This is a genomic window from Dongia sp. (assembly GCF_041906375.1).
Taxonomy (GTDB): Bacteria; Pseudomonadota; Alphaproteobacteria; order Dongiales; family Dongiaceae; genus Dongia.
Genome location: NZ_JAYRJJ010000006.1, coordinates 57,881 through 73,984 on the forward strand (window position 1 = coordinate 57,881; position 16,104 = coordinate 73,984).

Genomic DNA, 16,104 nt, shown 5'->3' on the forward strand with positions numbered 1-16,104 from the left:
TTCAGGGGGAGGGTTGGGTGGGGGTCGAAGCGATGATTGCCGCAGGTCGAGACTGGACCGCCCCCCTCCCGGCCTCCCCCCTGAAGGGGGGAGGGGACGATATTGGAAGGTACTGCTAGATGGCCCGCAATCCCGGCATCCGCAGCAATCGAAAAAAGGAGCTCATTGAGGCGACGATCTATGTGATCGCAGCATTCGGCTATCATGGCACCACGGTCAGCCGCGTGGCGAAGTCGGCCAATGTCTCGGTCGGCTTGATGAACTTCCATTTCGAGAGCAAGGACAAGCTGTTCGAGGAAGTCTTCAAATACCTCGCCAATGAATACATGCTGGTCTGGAACACGCGGGTGAGATCGGCACCGGCCGAACCCTGGGCGCGGCTGGAAGCCATGGTCGAGACCTATTTCGATCGCGACGTGTTCACCGGCGAAAAGCTGGCGGTGTGGTTCGCCTTCTGGTCGGACCCGCAATTGCGCGACAAATTCCGCGAGGCAGCGACGGCGGTCGAGCGGCGTTACGTGAAAGAGCTGGAACACCAGATCTACAACATCTGCATCGCGCAGCCGTCCGGGGTGGCGCAGGCCAAGAAAGTGGCCGTGCGCGTCGCTGGCGCCTTGTCGGCGATGATCGACGGATTCTGGCTGCAGGCGCTGCTTTATCCCAAGACGTTCAAGGTCAAGGATGCGGTCCGGTCCTGCATGGCCTTCGTCAAGCTGCTCGATCTCTATTACGATCAGAGCCAGAAGCTGGCCGCGCTGGAGAAGAAGGCCAAGCCGGACGCCTGATTGGACCGTGGGCAAGAGGGGTTGCCATGCGCTTTACCGACAAAGTGGTCTTGGTGACGGGTGGTACGACCGGCATCGGCTTCGGCATCGCCAAGCGGGCGGCGCTTGAGGGCGCCAGCCTGGCCATTGTCGGGCGCGATCCGGCGAAGGGCGCCAAAGCCGCCGCGGAACTTGGCGCATTGCCGTGCGCGGTGGCATTTTTCGCGGCCGACGTCGGCGACGAAGAAGCCGCCAAGAAGCTGATCGCCGACGTGCTGGCGCGTTTCGGACGATTAGACGTCGTGGTCAACAATGCCGGCGCCGGGGCGCGGCGTTCGGGGGTCGAGCGGGCGGACACGCCGGGTGAACGGCTGCAGAAGATCATGGCGGCCAATCTCCATTCCGCCTATTTCGTCGCGGCCTATGCACTGCCGGCGCTGAAGGCGGCCGGCGGTGGGGCGATCGTCAATATTTCATCGACCGCGACTCTGCACGGCAATTGGGGCAGCTATGGGATGGCCAAGGCGGCGATGGAATCGCTGACGCGCGCCCTGGCGACCGAAGGTGCGCCGCATGGCATCCGTGCCAATGCGGTCTCGCCTGGCTGGATCAAGACAGAGACGACGGGCGGCAGTGGCGCGGCGGAGGATTGGGAGAAGGGTGCTTCGCTGCTGGGCCGCATGGGCACGCCTGACGAAATTGCGCGTGCCGTATTGTTCCTGGCCTCGGACGAAGCGAGCTTCGTGACGGGCACCGTACTGACTGTCGATGGCGGCTTGACCATCACCGACTATCCGTCACTGCCCTATCTCGATGCGGTGGGAGCTTGGAAATTGTTTCCAGGGACGATGTAGGAGCAGGAACCGAACCAGGATGCGGCTGCCATCGATCAAGATTGCTCGGTCTTGGCCCGGGGTTTCTATAAAGAAACGGCGCCGTGTTGCCACGGCGCCGTTTTGCGTCTTCAGGTCGGTAAAGTGATTTAGCCGCTGATGCCGGGCATCAGCTTGTTGGCATCCTCACGGCCCTTGGCGAGTTCGTCGAGGGTGAGGTCGACGGCTTCTTCGAACTTGCCCAGGGTCTCGGAGAGGCAGGCCGCATCGTGCGCCGAGGAGATGAACCACGGCTCGCGGCTGTCCGGCTCGCACATGATGCCCATGTCGATGAGGATACCGGCCATGGTGTCATAGAAGGTGTAGTCGGAGAGCTTCCAATTACGGTAGGTGGTCGGCGCCTCGGCGCTGAAGAAGAGGCCCGACATCGACTGGTGACCGGTGAAGCTGTGCGGGATACCGCGCTTCACGAGCACCTTGTGCATGCCGTCCTGCATGGCCTGGCCGTAGGCGGCGATGTTCTTCAGGGCGTCGGTGTCCTTGAGGATGGTCAAGGTCGCCTCGGCCGCCGCCAAGCTCATCGCCTGGGCGGTATAGGTACCGCCATGGGCAACGCCCTTGCCGTATTTCCGGAGGATCTCTTCCTTGCCGCCGATCGCCGAGATCGGATAGCCGTTCGCCACGGCCTTGGCGACCGTGAAGATGTCGGCTTCGATGCCATAAAGTTCCTGGGCGCCGCCCTTGGCGACGCGGAAGCCGGTCTTCACCTCGTCGACGATCATCAGCACGTTATATTTCGTGCAAAGGGCACGCACAGCCTTGATGAATTCCGGCTTCGAGGGGATGCCGCAGCAATTGCCGAGGATCGGCTCGATCAGAACGGCGGCGATGGTGTCGTGGTTCTTCTTCAGCACGTCTTCGAGGCGCTGCGCGTCGTTATACGGCACCTGCCAGAAGAGCTGGCGGACGGCCTGCGGAATGCCCAGGCCATAGGGAATGACCTTGGGGTCCTTGCTCTGGTCCTTCATGTCTTCCGGATCGGCGGTCCACATGGTGGCGTCGAAGAGGCCGTGATAAGAGCCCTCGAACGTGACGTAATTGTCCTTGCCGGTGTAGCCGCGCGCGAGGCGCAAGGCGGCCATCACCGCTTCGGTGCCGGAGTTTGAGAAGCGCACCAGCTCGGCGGCCGGCATCATTTCCTTGATCAACTTGGCGACGCTGACTTCCTTCTCGGTGCCAAGCGCATAGACCGTGCCGACCGACTGCGCCTCGCGTGCGGCGGCATCGACGATGTCATTGCAATGGCCGAGGATCGCCGGGCCATAGCCGAGGCGGTAGTCGATATATTCGTTGCCGTCGAGATCCCAGAGGCGGGCACCCTTGCCCTTCTTCACGAAGACCGTGTTGTCGTCGCCCCAATAGCGGAAGTTGGAGCTGACACCGAGGGGCAAATGCTTGATCGCCTCTTTGAAATGGGCGCGATTCTTATCCATTTTGCGACGATCGGTTTTGATCGTGGTCATCTGAAAATCTCCATTGGTCTCAAAGTGATGCGGTATTGCCCCGCGCTCCGGTTGGATGAATTGACGTCTATCGACGTGCGACGGTCACCGTCCGGTCATTGAATGTTTGTATAAAAAATCTATCATGCGATTCAGAAAAGGGCAAGATCGCTGAATGAACATTTAATGTTGCGAGTGCAGCAAAGTTAAATATATCATGTAGTTATCGCGATTCTCTCCCGATGGAGCCGAAAGGGTTAAAGCGCCAATGGCCAAGGCTGAAGCAGTCAAGGAAGTCCGGCGTAAGCAGTTGATAGATGCGACAATTCGCGCAATCGGGCGGGTCGGCTATGCCAACGCGACGCTCACCCATGTGGCCTCGGAAGCTGGGCTGTCCCCGGGCATCGTCAATTTCTACTTCAAGTCCAAGGAACAGCTGCTGATCGCCACGCTGGAGCAGATCGCCGAGGAATATTCGGCCTTCTGGCAGGCGGCGATCAACAAGGGGAAAGTGGCGCCGGCCGCGGGCCTCGAGGCGATGATCGAGGCCGACTTCCATCCTACCGTCTGCAACGTCGAGAAGGTCTCGATCTGGTACGCCTTCTGGGCGGAAGCGCGCGGCAATGCCGCCTATCACGACGTGGTGTCGCGGTTGGAGCAGGATTACCTCGCCCAGACCGAAACGCTCTGTCAGCGCATCATCCAGGAGGGCGGCTATGAAGGGGTGAGCGCCGGCGACGTCGCCACCGGCCTCAATGCCATGATCGACGGCATGTGGTTCGACTGCCTGATGGAACCCAAGGCCTTCAACCGGCAGGAAGCCAAACGCATTTGCCGGCTGTATCTCGCCTCGGTCTTCCCGGCGCATTTCTCCGGTGGCGTGAAGAAAAGCAAGGGCGATAACGACAATGGCGTGGTGCTGGCCATCGACCAGGAAGTGCAGGGGCGCAATGCGCACCGGGCGCGCCTCGCCGCGGCTTTGCGCAAGCGCCTGGAACCGGTGGGGCCCTTGCGCCGCGAGGTGCTGTCGGCGGCGGCCGGCATCTCGGTGAAGATCCTGGAAAGCTGGCTGGAGGGCCGCGCCGAGCCCAGTTCGTGGCAGATCGGCCGTCTCATCGTGGCGACCGATGCGCAATTGTGGATGGAGGTTTATGGCCCGATCCATGACGAAGCGCAGCGTCTGTTCGAGGCACGCCTCGCCAACGCACAGGAACAGGCTCTGCGCGAACGCGCGGCCTTGGCGACGCTAAAAGGGTCCGAATAAAAAGAGTCTATCGTCATGCCGAGACTTGATCCGGGGATCCACAAGCGGCGCCCGTGGATCCCCGGGTCAAGCCCGGGGATGACGATGTTGGGGAGGGGTTGTTGGCACACAAACTCGATCGGCTGCTGAAGCCGAAGACGGTTGCGCTGGTGGGCGCAAGTCCGAAGGAGGGCTCGGTCGGGCGTGGCATGATCACTTCGACCGGCATGGCGGGGACGCCGTCGAAGATCTATTTCGTCAATCCCGGTTACGCGGAGATCGATGGGCAGCCTTGCTATCCGTCGCTGAGCGCTTTGCCCGAAACGGTCGACTTGGCGGTGCTGGGCATCGCCAATGCACGGCTTGAGGCAGCGCTCGACGAGGTGATCGCCTGCGGCATCGGCGCCGTCACCATCTTTGCCAGCGGTTATCTGGAAAACGACTCCGCGCCCAAGCTCACCGATCGCATCGCGCGGAAGGCGAAGGCGGCGGGTGTTGCCATCTGCGGCGGCAATTGCATGGGCTTTTATCATCTCGATTTCGGTCTGCGTATCTGCGGCTTTCCGCCGCCGGATTGGATCCGGAAAGGGAATGTCGCCTTCATCACGCATTCCGGCTCGGCCTTCTCGGCGCTCTGCCATACGGACCGGCGCTTCGGCTTCAGTCTGGCGGTTTCGGCGGGACAGGAACTGGCGACCACTGTCGCCGATTATCTCGACTTCGCCCTCGATATCCCGGCGACCAAGGTCGTGGGCTTGTTCCTGGAGACCGTGCGCGACCCGCAGGGTTTCAAGGCATCGCTCGCCAAGGCACGTGCCAAGGGCATTCCGGTGGTGGCGTTGAAAGTGGGCCGCACGGCCGAGAGTGCCGCTTTGGCAGTGTCGCATTCCGGTGCCGTCGCCGGCAACCATGCCGCCTACCGCGCGCTCTTCGACCATTACGGCGTTATCGAGGTCGCCAATATGGACGAACTGGTGAACGCCCTGCATCTCTTTTCATCCGAGCGCAAGCTGGCGCCAGGCGGGCTGACGACGATGCATGATTCCGGTGGCTTCCGCGAATTGGTGCTGGATCTGGGAATCGAGGCCGGCGTGAGGTTCGCGAAGATCGGCGAGGCCACGCGCGACAAGCTTGCCGCAAGGCTGGATTTCGGGCTGGAACCCATCAACCCCCTGGATGCCTGGGGCACGGGGAACGATTGGGACGGCATTTTCGAGGATTGCCTGCAGGCCTTGGTGGACGATCCGGACACGGCCTTGGCGACGCTCTGCGTGGAGGCGCGCGACGGATATTACTTAAGCGCCGGCTATGCCGACATCCTGCGCAAGGTCGCTGCAAAGACGACGAAACCAATCTTCTACACCACCAATGTGGCAAGCAACGCCAATCTCGATGTGATCACGCGTCTCGCCCATGACGGCGTGCCGGTACTCTCCGGTGTCAATTCGATGCTGAGCGTGGTCAAGAAGGCGATGGCGGAGCGGGACCGCGCGGCACTTGGTGCGGACCACATTGCGCCGGCCCCGAAAGGCCTGCGGTCGAAATGGGCAATGCGCCTGGCGCAGGGCAATCTCTCGGAGGCGGATGCGCTCGATCTATTGGCGGATTATGGCGTGCCGGTCATCGCGCATCAGCATGCGTCGAGCCTCGATGAGGCCACGGCGATCGCCGCGCGCATCGGCTATCCGGTAGTGATGAAGACGGCGGAACCGGGCATCCTGCACAAATCCGATGTTGGCGGCGTCAAACTCGGGATCAAGGATGCGGCTGGTCTCGAGGCCGCCTATGCCGATCTCAAAGCGCGTCTCGGCGCGCGGGTGCTGCTGATGCCGATGGCGGGGAAGGGGACGGAGATCTCCTTCGGCATGACCGCGGACCCGCAATTCGGGCCGATCGTCATGGTCGGCGCCGGTGGTATTCTCATTGAGATGATGCCGGATCGGCGCTTCGTCCTGCCGCCCTTCGGCACCATTGAGGCAAGACGGCAGATCGATCAGCTGTCCTTGCGCCCGCTCCTCGACGGCAAGCGCGGCGCGCGGCCGGCCGATGTCGCCAGCCTTGCTCAAGCCTTCGCGGCCTTCTCTGCAATGGTCGCCGATCTCGATGGGTTGGTGAGCGAGATCGACGTCAATCCGCTGATTGTCAACGCCGATGGCGCTGTCGCAGTGGATGCGCTCGTCGTCAGCACTGGTGGGTAGGTCTTTGATCCTGCGGTGATTCTGCCGTTATCATCCTGTTAACTAAGGCAGAATAACCTGCTTCCCTGCCGTCGACTGTGCTGCGGAAGTATTGAATGCCTAGTTCAAACGATTTGAGCCTGATGCCGGCTCGTATTGACGAGATCATGGCAGGAAGGCCCGAATTGGTGACCGACCAGGTTGCCATTGTCGCCATTACCGATCTTGAAGGTACGATCACCTATGCCAACGATCTCTTCGTCGAGATCAGCGGCTATTCGCGGAAAGAACTGGTGGGGGCCAATCACCGGATCCTGAATTCGGGCCTGCACCCGAAGCGCTTCTTCGAGGATCTGTTCCGGACTATTTCCGCCGGTAAGATATGGCGCGGCGAAATCTGCAACCGCGCTAAGAGCGGTACGCATTACTGGGTCGATACCCACATCATTCCGACCTTCGACGCCGATGGTTCGCTGCAATCCTATACGGCGGTGCGGTTCGACATCACCAAACGCAAACAGGCGGAAGAGGCCTTCCGCAATATCGCGCAGCTGCAGACCGCCATCCTGGATCACGCCGGTTACGCCATCATCGGGACGCGCATCGACGGGACGATCGAGGTCTTCAATCACGCCGCGGAGGTCATGCTGGGCTATTCCGCGGCCGAGCTGATCGGGCGCGCCACGCCGGCGGTGTTCCATGAACCGCAAGAAGTATTCGCACAGGCGCAGCGGCTCAGCACCATGCTGCAGATTCCGGTCGAACCCGGCTTCGACGCTTTCGTTGCAGAAGCGATCGCCGGGCGGCGCAGTGAGCATGAATGGACCTATGTTCGCAAGGATGGCGGGCGCATTCCTGTCCTGCTCAGTGTCACGGCCTTGCGCGACGAGAATGACGAACTGACCGGCTTTCTCGGCATGGCGGTTGATATCACCGAGCGGCGGGAGCGCGAGGCGGCACTCAATCGCACGAAGACTGAATTGCACAATCGCCTCAATGAACTCGAAATGGCCAAGGAGCGCATCGAGATGGAGGCGGCGCGGCAGGTGACCTTGCTTGAAGACCTTGCCGAGGCCCGCGACGATGCCCAGGCCGCGAATATCGAAAAGTCGCGTTTCCTGGCAACGATGAGTCACGAGATTCGCACGCCGATGAATGGTGTCGTCGGCGTATTGGGCCTGCTGCAGTCTAGCCATCTTTCGGCGGAGCAGGCCAATCTTGTCGCCACTGCCCTGCGTTCGGCCAATGAGCTCATTCAAACGACATCGGATATTCTCGATCTGTCAAAGCTGGAAGCGCATAAGACCGAGCTGGAAGTCGCCGATTTCGACGTGAAGGAGCTGATGACGGATGTCATCGGCCTGCTGCGTCCGACGGCCATTGCCAAGGGAATTTCCCTCGAATGCGAAGTAGCGCCCGGCCTGCCGACCTATCTGAAGGGCGATGCTCACCGTATTCGGCAGATCCTTCTCAATCTTCTCTCCAACGCCATCAAATTCACCCTGCGCGGCGCGGTGACGCTGCTGGCGGATTACGCGGTGGTGGATGGCCGGGAGCCCCTTCTGGTCCTTCGCGTGAAAGATACCGGTATCGGACTGGATCAGGAAGCGATCAGGCGCCTATTTAACCGATTTACGCAGGCCGACCAGTCGACCTCGCGTCGCTATGGCGGTACCGGGCTGGGGCTTGCGATCTGCAAGCAATTGACGGAGTTGATGGGCGGGGAAATCGGCGTCGAAAGCCAGTTCGGGGTGGGCAGCACCTTCTGGTGCCGCGTGCCGATCGGGCTTGGCGAGCCGCCGCATGCCGGCGCGACGGATCAACGCGCCGATTCCGGTGTGCTGAACTTGCGACTGCTGGTCGCCGAAGACAATGCGACCAATCAGTTCCTGATGCGCGCGATCCTGGAATCGCTGGGACACAAGGTCACGATCGCAAATAATGGTGCCGAGGCGGTGGAGATGGCGAAGAACAATGCGTTCGATGCCATCCTGATGGACGTGCAGATGCCGGTCATGGATGGCCCGACCGCAACCCGCGAGATCCGCCATCTCGGCGGGCGCGTGGCGCAGATGCCGATTGTGGCGCTGACGGCGAATGCGATGCCCGGCGACCGCGAGAGCTACATGGCCGCCGGCATGGACGATTATGTGAGCAAACCGGTAGATCCCGCGAAACTTATGGAAGTCCTCAAGGGCCTCATGACATCCAAGGCGACCGTGCGGAACTGAACGTCCTCGCACATTGTTCCTGACATTCTTCGGAAGACAGCATTGACGGCTTGCCGCAAGGGCAAGCCGTCAGCCTGCCGATGGCAGTTTACGCAGCTTCGCGGTTCAAGGGTTGGCACATGCAATGGACGCCGCCGCCGGCCCAGGTGAACATGGTCATGTCGGGGTCGTAGACGGTGAAGCCGTTGGCACGCAGCTTGGCATTCAGATCCTTGGCGCCAAGCGTTGAAAGAATGCGGTCCCTGCCAAGCGCGACGACATTGCAGCCGAGCGCCATGGTTTCCTTGAAGGTTGCCGGGATGATCTCGATCTTCTTCTGTTTCAGGAAGTCGATGATGTCGTCCTCGGTCGTCTCGAGGCACACGGCGGCCACATGTTCGTTGAGCATGCAGACCATCAGGTCGATATGGACGTAGAACTGATCGATCGGTGCGAATTTGATCTCCCAGCCTTCATCCCGCATCCATTCTGAAATCTGGCGGGCGGAAACTTCTTCCGAGCGATGGTCGGTATAGCCGATGAGGGCGGTCTTGTCGGCGATGATGTTGAAATCGCCCCCTTCGAAATTGCCCGAACTCACCATGTCGTAGACCGGTATATCGTTCTCCATATAGAAGCGCAGGCAGGAAGCATATTCGCCACGGCGGCGCGGATTGGCCATCTGGCAGATGACGGCGCCGTAGGGAGTCATGAAGGAGGAGTCGCGGGCATAGACCTGGTAGGGGTTGTGCTCGTCCAGCGGCAGGAAGTGGCAATTGACCCCGGCACTTTCATAGGCGCTGACCATTTCGCGGTGCTGGCGCATGGCGAGCTGCTTGTCGAACTTGTAGCCTTTGCGCATGGTGTCGCGCACCAGGGATGACCAGGCGGCGTTCTCCAGCCCCATCCAGCGGAAGCCTTCAGCCGGCCCAAGCAGCACGTCCTTGAGCGCACCGGATTCCGAAGCGAGGTTCCATTTTTTCATGAGCGGCGTGCCGCCGCCGATCACGCGGCCACGGAGCGGGGTCTGGGTGCTGGTCATCGGCTCGTTCCCTGTCTGATGATTGGAGGCCAAAGACTAGCAGCGGCGGGGGAGCCCGGCCCAGGGAGTAAATCTGGGCACTTGGTCCACTTTAGCTCACAGTGAATTCGTCCGGTGCGCCGGCAAGGGCCATTTCAGCCTCCAGCCAGTCGGCAAAGGCGCGGGCCGCCGGCAAGACCAAGGGCGGGAGGACGATGAAGTAGGCGCCGAGATGCTCGATCGACTGGCGGAAAGGGCGCAACAGATGGCCGCGGGCCAGATCCTCCCCTGCGGTGATCCGGTCGGCGAGGCACAATCCAAGGCCCTGTTTGGCCGCAGCGAGCAATAGGTTGAAGTCCTGGAAATAGAGGGCGCGGGGCAGTTGAGGCAGGCTGACGCCAGCCCGCTTAAGCCAGCGTAGCCAGTTGGCGCCTTGGGGATCGTCCAACAGCAAGGTGTGCTGCAGCAGGTCGTTCGGTGTCGCCAAACCCGAACCTTCCGATAGAAGGAGCGGGCTGCAGACGGGAAAGGAGCCGACATGGGAAAGCAACCTGGCGGTGCCGTCCTTCCAGACCGGCTCACCGAACCGTACGGCCAGATCGAGGCCGTCGCCCAGCACGTCCCCGCCCGCGGAATCGTAACTGGCATTGGCCGAGAGCAGGGACAGCTTCAGGGCAGGCGCCGCGTCGACGAATTTGGCCAAGCGTGGCACCAGCCATTTCTCGGCAAAAGCGGAGGGAACCGAAACGCGGAGCTCACCGGCGATGGTCTCGCCCTCAAGCCGCGCGATGGCATAGCCTAATTGGTCAAAAGCAGTGGTCGCCGCTTTAAGGAGTTTCTGCCCCTGATCGGTGAGCTCGAGGCGATTGCCGAGCCGGTGGAAGAGGGGAAAACCCAACTGGTCCTCTAGATTGACGATCTGCTTGGAAACGGCGCCATGGGTGACGCCGAGTTCGTCCGCGGCCTTCCCCATATGCAGGTGGCGGGCTGCCGCTTCAAAGGTGCGGAGCGCATTCAGCGGGGGGAGATGGCGTCTCTGCAAGGTCTTGGCAGCTCGTTAAGAAATGCTCCGCGGATAGTTCATGGAATGGCCGGCTCTGTCCAGCGATCCATAAACCCGCTGATTTTAAGGCTTTGTGAGGGCCATCACAGCGTCTTGCCTGGGAGATTCGGTTGGTCGGTGCTAGATTGCTTTCACCGCCGCGGACGGGCGACGGACACTTTTCATTCATGGGAGCTTCAAAATGAAAGTTGGTAGCCTGATCGCCGCGGCCGCGGCGCTGATGATTTCTGCTGTTCCGGCCTTCTCGGCGTCGGGCGTCAATGTCGGTTCGCTTAGCTGCAATGTGGCCGGCGGCATGGGTTTTATTTTCGGTTCGTCAAAGACGATGTCCTGCGTGTTCACGCGCGCCGATGGCTCGGCCGAGGTCTATAACGGCGAGATCAATAAATACGGCGTCGACATCGGTTTCACCAAGGAAGCGCATATGATCTGGGTCGTCTTCGCCCCCGGTAATGTCGCTCCGGGCGCGCTGGCGGGGAATTACGGCGGTGCCACGGCGGATGTTGCTGCAGGTCTCGGCCTTGGCGCCAACGTGCTGGTGGGTGGCGGCAATAGCCAGATCGCTCTGCAGCCGGTGAGCGTCACCGGCAGCGTCGGCGTGAATGTCGCCGCCGGTGTGGCGCAGATCAGCCTGCGCCCGGGTATCTAAGCGCTTTTCTGGCTCTGGTCAGACAAATTAAAGAGGGTCGCGACCTCGGTCGCGGCCCTTTTTCTTTGTCGGCGCCATCAGAATGTGACCGCTCCCACGCCTTTTAGCATTGTCTTATGTTTCCGCCGCGATGCCGAAGGATTAGACAGGCGCCGCGTAGCCCGGCCGAGCGGATATGGCCAGGGCTGGACCTTTCAGGAGCAAGTCACATGAAGCATGCAATGCCAGCCCTGCTGGCCAATGCGTTGTTGGCCAGTGCGCTGTTGGCCATCCCCGCCACAGACGCCCAGGCGGATGTCAGCGTCAAACGCGGCGAATATCTCAGTCACATCATGGATTGCGGCGGCTGCCACAATACCGGCGCCTTCACGCCCAAGCCGAATCTGGAAACGCCCTTGTCCGGTTCGGATATTGGTTTCGAAGTGCCGGGGCTCGGCGTGTTCTATCCGCCCAATCTGACGCCGGACAAGAAGACCGGCCTGGGTGCATGGACGGACGAGCAGGTCATCGCCGCCTTCACGGGGGGCGTGCGGCCCGACGGACGCCAGTTGGCGCCGGCGATGCCGTGGATGTCCTATAGCCATATCAGCAAGGACGATGCGGCCTCGCTGGTTGCCTATCTGCGCACCTTGCCGGCTGTGGAGCATGCCGTGCCGGGTCCGTTCGGCGCCACGGAGAAGCCGACGGCACCCTATATGACCGTGGTGATGCCGAAGTAGGCCGATGAAGATGCCCCTCACCCCAACCCCTCTCCCCAAAGGGGCGAGGGGCTTCTATTTTGCTCGATCGTAACTCCCTCGCGCTGCGCTAGCGGGGAGAGGGTCGGGGTGAGGAGCGCTTTTGGTTACGCCCGATACTTCACACCGGGCAGTACGCAGAGCATTTCATAGAGCAGGTTGGCAGCCAGCAAGGCGGTGTTGCCGGTCGGATCATAGGGCGGCGAGACTTCGACGAGGTCGCAGCCGACCAGATCGAGGCCGCGACAGCCGCGGATGATTTCGATGCCCTGAATCGTGGTGAGGCCGCCGATTTCCGGCGTGCCGGTGCCGGGGGCGGAGGAGGGGTCGAGGCCGTCAATATCGAAGCTGAGATAGACCGGTCCTTGCCCCAGCTGCGCGCGGATTTCCGCCATCAGCGGTGTCAGTGATTTGTACCAGCATTCTTCGGCGTGGACGACGCGGAAGCCCTGTGCACGTGGCCAGTCAAAATCCTCGGCAGCATAGCCGGTCGCACGCAGGCCGATCTGTGCCACACGCTTGCCGTCAAGCAGGCCTTCCTCGACCGCGCGGCGGAAGGGTGTTCCATGTGCGATCTTCTCGCCGAACATCGTGTCGTTGATGTCGGCATGGGCGTCGATATGGACCATGCCGACAGGACCGTACTTCTTTTTCATAGCGCGCAGGATGGGGAGGGCGATCGTATGATCGCCGCCCATGGTCAGCGGCACGCAATTGTGGCCGAGAATGTCGTCATAGGCGGCTTCGATGATGCCCATGCTCTTCTGCAGGTTGAAGGTATTGATGGCGACGTCGCCGATATCGGCCACGCTGAGGCTGTCGAAGGGTGCCGCGCGTGTCGCCATGTTGTAGGGACGGATGAGGCAGGATTCGGCGCGGATCTGACGCGGGCCGAAGCGGGCGCCAGCGCGGTTGGAGGTGCCGATGTCAAAGGGTACGCCGACAAAGGCTGCATCAAGGCCAGCGGCATTTTCCCGGGTCGGCAGGCGCATCATGGTGGCATGACCGCCAAAGCGCGGCATCTGATTGCCGCCGAGCGGCTGGTGAAAGACTTTGTCCTGGGGAATCTTGTTCATGCTCTGCCTCATTTGTCGGAGTAGTGAGCGGCTTCCGGTGCAAGTGGCGAAACGCCACCCACACTGTCGAAACGCCGATTGAAGATCAGTTTAGCATGCGCTTTCGCGCCACGCGTTCGCCTTTCAACTGCTTGAAAATACACGACTTGACCGTGTGTCGAGCGGACTCTACTCCTTGCTCGAAACAACAGGCACAAGATTCAAGTCGTGCCGCTCTTGTCGGGGAATGATCATGCGCTTTGCACAATTGACTGATCGTGTTGCCGGTGAAGGGGCTGCGGCCTGGGACCTCCATGTCGAAGCGCTGACCCAGATGCGCGCCGGCAAGGATGTCATCATTCTCTCCATCGGCGATCCGGATCTCGATACGCCCAAGGTCATTACCGAAGAAGCCGTGCGCCTGCTGCGCGGCGGCGACACGCATTATGCCGACATCCTGGGTCTGCCGCGCGCACGCGAAGCGGTGGCGGCGCAGCATTCGCGGTCCACGGGCCAGAAGATCGGCATCGACAATGTCGCCATCATGTCCGGCTGCCAGAGCGGCCTGTTCGCCGTCGCCATGACGATCCTCGATCCCGGCGACGAAGCCATCGTGCTTGAGCCGATGTATGTCACTTACGAGGCAACCATCCAGGCGAGCGGCGCCAGCTTGGTCCGTGTGCCGCTGAAGGCCGAGAATAACTTCCATCTCGATATCGCCGATCTGAAGCGGGCGGTGACATCGAAGACGCGCGCCATCTTCTTTGCGACACCCAGCAATCCGACCGGCGTTGTCCTCAGCCGTGCCGAGCTCGAAGGTATCGCTGCGGTAGCGCGTGCAAACGATCTTTGGGTCGTTGCCGACGAAGTCTACAGCACGCTGGTTTTCGACGGCGAGCATGTCAGTATCTGCGGCCTGGATGGCATGGCGGAGCGGACCGCGACCGTGAGCAGCCTTTCCAAATCCCACGCCATGACCGGCTGGCGCTTTGGCTGGGTGGCGGGTCCGGCTGAACTCATTGAGCATGTCGGCAATCTGGGGCTCGCCAGTCTTTATGGCCTGCCGCCCTTCATCCAGAATGCCTCGGCGATGGCGCTGGAGCGCGATATTCCGGAAGTGGCGGAGATGCGCGAAATCTATCGCCGCCGCCGCGACATGGCGGTGAAGGCGTTGAGCCAGCTGCCCGGCATCGTCTGCAGCAGCCCCGCCGCCGGTATGTTCATGCTGGCCGACGTACGCGGCACGGGTATGACCGGACATGAATTCTCCTGGGCTCTGTTCCGCGCCACGGGTGTGGCAACCCTCGACGCCACGGCTTTTGGGCCAAGTGCCGAAGGCCATGTGCGCATCTCCTTCGCCGTCGACGAGAAGAATCTGATGGAGGCCTGCCGCCGCATAGCCGATTTCACGCGCAGGCTGATGGAGAAGGTGGCTTAGCGCGTACCGGGTCACCGATCGAATTCGCTCAAGAAATCCTGGATGATGTTGCGCAATCGGTCCTGGCCGAAGCTGGGATAGTGGCCGCCATGGACGGCGCGGACCGGCAGGTTCAATAGGCGCTTCATGCTGGCGACATAGAGGCGCATTTCCGCTGCATTGGCGGTGTCGTAAGCCAGTTCGCCGTCATAGATGACGTCACCGGCGAAGAGCGTTTCCGTGGCGCGTTCATAGAGTGCGATCGAGCCGTCGGAATGGCCGGGCAGGTGAAAGACCTCGAAGGAGCGGTCACCGGTGTCGACGATGCTGCCTTCCTCGAGCAAAATCTGGGCGGGCGCTGCCTTCACCTCATAGCGGAGCGGGTTCCAGTCGCCGGGCGGCAAGGCGGTGAAAATGGAATCGTCCGCCACATATTTGCCGGCCACGGTGTTGTCGCGGGTCGGATGGGCCAGAATGGCGGCTTCCGCCGGATGCACGGCGCGCTCGGCGAATTCGTGATGGGTCCCGATATGGTCGAAATGGGTGTGCGAGGCCACCGCCAGGATGGGACGCTCAGCGAGCGCTGCTATCTGTTCGCGCAAGGAGACGACACCCATGCCGGAATCGATCAGCAGATCCCGGTCGCGGCCGCGCACATGCCAGATATTGCAGCGGTAGTATTCCTTGATGAACGGTTCGTAGATCCAGGTGATGCCGTCATTCATTGCGCGCGTGACGTACCAGGTCTCGGGCGTTGCGATCTTCATGTCAGGCGCGCTTCCTTTGCGGCACATTGGTTTCACTGAGGCCACCAACGAAGATGGCGACCAGTTCGCGCAGGCGCGCGTGGATATCGGCCTTGGGCATCTTATCCCGTGCCACGAATTGCATGAAGAGGCCGTTTACAAGGATAAAGAGCGCGGCGCCGGCCGTTGCCGCGTCGATGTCGCTGCGAACCTTTCCCGCTTCCTGCAGAGCCGCGACCAGTTCACCTACCTGTGCTGCCAGCAGCCGGTCATTTTCGGCATAGCCGGTACCGAAGGGGGAATCCGCCTGGGTGACCGCGGTCGCCACGGCGTTGCGCCACAGCTCCTTGGTGAGGTGGACCAGTGAATGGTCGACATAGATGGCCAGCAGGCCATAGAGGGCTGCGGCTGCCTCGCCGGTGACGCCGGCGATGTAGCGCTTGCCCTTGGCGCGTACCTGCTCGCCATCGAGGGCCACCAGCGCCATCAGCAGATCGCCCTTCGAGGAAAAGTAGTTGTAGACCGTGCCGGTGCCGACTTCGGCGAGTGCGGCGATCGCTTCCACCGAGGTGTCGGCAAAGCCGTTCTTGCGGAACAACTGGCTGGCGGCGGCGAGGATGTCGCGGCGGCGGCCGGCTTTCTGTCTTTCGCGGAGACCGGTCATGATGGCTCTTGAAAAATCTGAAT

General features: G+C 61.5%; 14 protein-coding genes. 8 read left to right on the plus strand and 6 right to left on the minus strand.

Features of this window, described 5'->3' with window-relative positions; genetic code table 11:
- Positions 1–119 precede the first annotated feature (119 nt).
- Entirely contained in the window at positions 120–785 is a 666-nt protein-coding gene (locus ACE3OA_RS17675) for a TetR family transcriptional regulator C-terminal domain-containing protein (RefSeq protein WP_374313165.1), read from the plus strand.
- A gap of 26 nt (positions 786–811) precedes the next feature.
- The gene (locus ACE3OA_RS17680; RefSeq protein WP_374313167.1) at positions 812–1,618 is read left to right on the plus strand and encodes an SDR family NAD(P)-dependent oxidoreductase; all 807 of its coding nucleotides are present in this window, start codon (positions 812–814) and stop codon (positions 1,616–1,618) included.
- A 128-nt stretch (positions 1,619–1,746) separates the two neighbouring features.
- Here the strand turns inward: ACE3OA_RS17680 and ACE3OA_RS17685 are convergent, their stop codons facing one another.
- Positions 1,747–3,120 (minus strand): aspartate aminotransferase family protein, encoded by a 1,374-nt coding sequence (locus tag ACE3OA_RS17685; RefSeq protein WP_374313169.1) that lies wholly within the window; start codon positions 3,118–3,120, stop codon positions 1,747–1,749.
- 247 nt (positions 3,121–3,367) lie between these two features.
- Between ACE3OA_RS17685 and betI the strand changes: the two genes are divergently transcribed.
- From betI to ACE3OA_RS17700, 3 genes are all read left to right on the plus strand, one after another.
- Positions 3,368–4,363, plus strand: a complete 996-nt coding sequence (betI, locus tag ACE3OA_RS17690) for a transcriptional regulator BetI (RefSeq protein ID WP_374313171.1) — start codon at positions 3,368–3,370, stop codon at positions 4,361–4,363.
- A 101-nt stretch (positions 4,364–4,464) separates the two neighbouring features.
- Positions 4,465–6,540 carry an acetate--CoA ligase family protein gene (locus ACE3OA_RS17695; protein ID WP_374313173.1) on the plus strand — a complete coding sequence of 692 codons (2,076 nt, stop codon included), beginning with the start codon at positions 4,465–4,467 and terminating at the stop codon, positions 6,538–6,540.
- Positions 6,541–6,635: 95 nt separating this feature from the next.
- On the plus strand, positions 6,636–8,750 hold the full coding sequence (locus ACE3OA_RS17700; RefSeq protein ID WP_374313175.1) for a PAS domain S-box protein: 2,115 nt from the start codon (positions 6,636–6,638) through the stop codon (positions 8,748–8,750).
- Positions 8,751–8,838: 88 nt separating this feature from the next.
- Here ACE3OA_RS17700 and ACE3OA_RS17705 read toward each other — a convergent pair whose 3' ends face one another.
- Positions 8,839–9,771 (minus strand): dimethylarginine dimethylaminohydrolase family protein, encoded by a 933-nt coding sequence (locus ACE3OA_RS17705; RefSeq protein ID WP_374313177.1) that lies wholly within the window; start codon positions 9,769–9,771, stop codon positions 8,839–8,841.
- A gap of 91 nt (positions 9,772–9,862) precedes the next feature.
- Positions 9,863–10,792 (minus strand): LysR substrate-binding domain-containing protein, encoded by a 930-nt coding sequence (locus tag ACE3OA_RS17710; RefSeq protein WP_374313179.1) that lies wholly within the window; start codon positions 10,790–10,792, stop codon positions 9,863–9,865.
- Positions 10,793–10,994: 202 nt separating this feature from the next.
- Here ACE3OA_RS17710 and ACE3OA_RS17715 point away from each other — a divergent pair, with 202 nt between their 5' ends.
- Together ACE3OA_RS17715 and ACE3OA_RS17720 are read left to right on the plus strand one after the other, a co-directional pair.
- Complete coding sequence (locus ACE3OA_RS17715) at positions 10,995–11,462, plus strand: DUF992 domain-containing protein (protein WP_374313181.1); 468 nt, start codon at positions 10,995–10,997, stop codon at positions 11,460–11,462.
- 209 nt (positions 11,463–11,671) lie between these two features.
- Complete coding sequence (locus ACE3OA_RS17720; RefSeq protein ID WP_374313183.1) at positions 11,672–12,181, plus strand: c-type cytochrome; 510 nt, start codon at positions 11,672–11,674, stop codon at positions 12,179–12,181.
- Positions 12,182–12,306: 125 nt separating this feature from the next.
- On the opposite strand, the gene speB is transcribed toward ACE3OA_RS17720, so the two are convergent.
- On the minus strand, positions 12,307–13,275 hold the full coding sequence (gene speB / locus ACE3OA_RS17725; protein WP_374313185.1) for an agmatinase: 969 nt from the start codon (positions 13,273–13,275) through the stop codon (positions 12,307–12,309).
- Between the two features lie 232 nt (positions 13,276–13,507).
- Between speB and ACE3OA_RS17730 the strand changes: the two genes are divergently transcribed.
- The gene (locus ACE3OA_RS17730) at positions 13,508–14,692 is read left to right on the plus strand and encodes a pyridoxal phosphate-dependent aminotransferase (protein ID WP_374313187.1); all 1,185 of its coding nucleotides are present in this window, start codon (positions 13,508–13,510) and stop codon (positions 14,690–14,692) included.
- Positions 14,693–14,703: 11 nt separating this feature from the next.
- Here the strand turns inward: ACE3OA_RS17730 and ACE3OA_RS17735 are convergent, their stop codons facing one another.
- Positions 14,704–15,438, minus strand: coding sequence for an MBL fold metallo-hydrolase (locus tag ACE3OA_RS17735; protein WP_374313190.1), 735 nt, complete (start codon positions 15,436–15,438; stop codon positions 14,704–14,706).
- A 1-nt stretch (position 15,439) separates the two neighbouring features.
- Entirely contained in the window at positions 15,440–16,081 is a 642-nt protein-coding gene (locus ACE3OA_RS17740) for a TetR/AcrR family transcriptional regulator (RefSeq protein WP_374313192.1), read from the minus strand.
- Positions 16,082–16,104 lie beyond the last annotated feature (23 nt).

Coding starts and splice junctions, on each gene's coding strand:
- ACE3OA_RS17675 (WP_374313165.1), top strand. CDS start 120: ATGGCCCGCAATCCCGGCATCCGCAGCAATCGAAAAAAGGAGCTCATT.
- ACE3OA_RS17680 (WP_374313167.1), top strand. CDS start 812: ATGCGCTTTACCGACAAAGTGGTCTTGGTGACGGGTGGTACGACCGGC.
- ACE3OA_RS17685 (WP_374313169.1), bottom strand. CDS start 3,120: ATGACCACGATCAAAACCGATCGTCGCAAAATGGATAAGAATCGCGCC.
- betI (WP_374313171.1), top strand. CDS start 3,368: ATGGCCAAGGCTGAAGCAGTCAAGGAAGTCCGGCGTAAGCAGTTGATA.
- ACE3OA_RS17700 (WP_374313175.1), top strand. CDS start 6,636: ATGCCTAGTTCAAACGATTTGAGCCTGATGCCGGCTCGTATTGACGAG.
- ACE3OA_RS17705 (WP_374313177.1), bottom strand. CDS start 9,771: ATGACCAGCACCCAGACCCCGCTCCGTGGCCGCGTGATCGGCGGCGGC.
- ACE3OA_RS17715 (WP_374313181.1), top strand. CDS start 10,995: ATGAAAGTTGGTAGCCTGATCGCCGCGGCCGCGGCGCTGATGATTTCT.
- ACE3OA_RS17720 (WP_374313183.1), top strand. CDS start 11,672: ATGAAGCATGCAATGCCAGCCCTGCTGGCCAATGCGTTGTTGGCCAGT.
- speB (WP_374313185.1), bottom strand. CDS start 13,275: ATGAACAAGATTCCCCAGGACAAAGTCTTTCACCAGCCGCTCGGCGGC.
- ACE3OA_RS17730 (WP_374313187.1), top strand. CDS start 13,508: ATGCGCTTTGCACAATTGACTGATCGTGTTGCCGGTGAAGGGGCTGCG.
- ACE3OA_RS17735 (WP_374313190.1), bottom strand. CDS start 15,438: ATGAAGATCGCAACGCCCGAGACCTGGTACGTCACGCGCGCAATGAAT.
- ACE3OA_RS17740 (WP_374313192.1), bottom strand. CDS start 16,081: ATGACCGGTCTCCGCGAAAGACAGAAAGCCGGCCGCCGCCGCGACATC.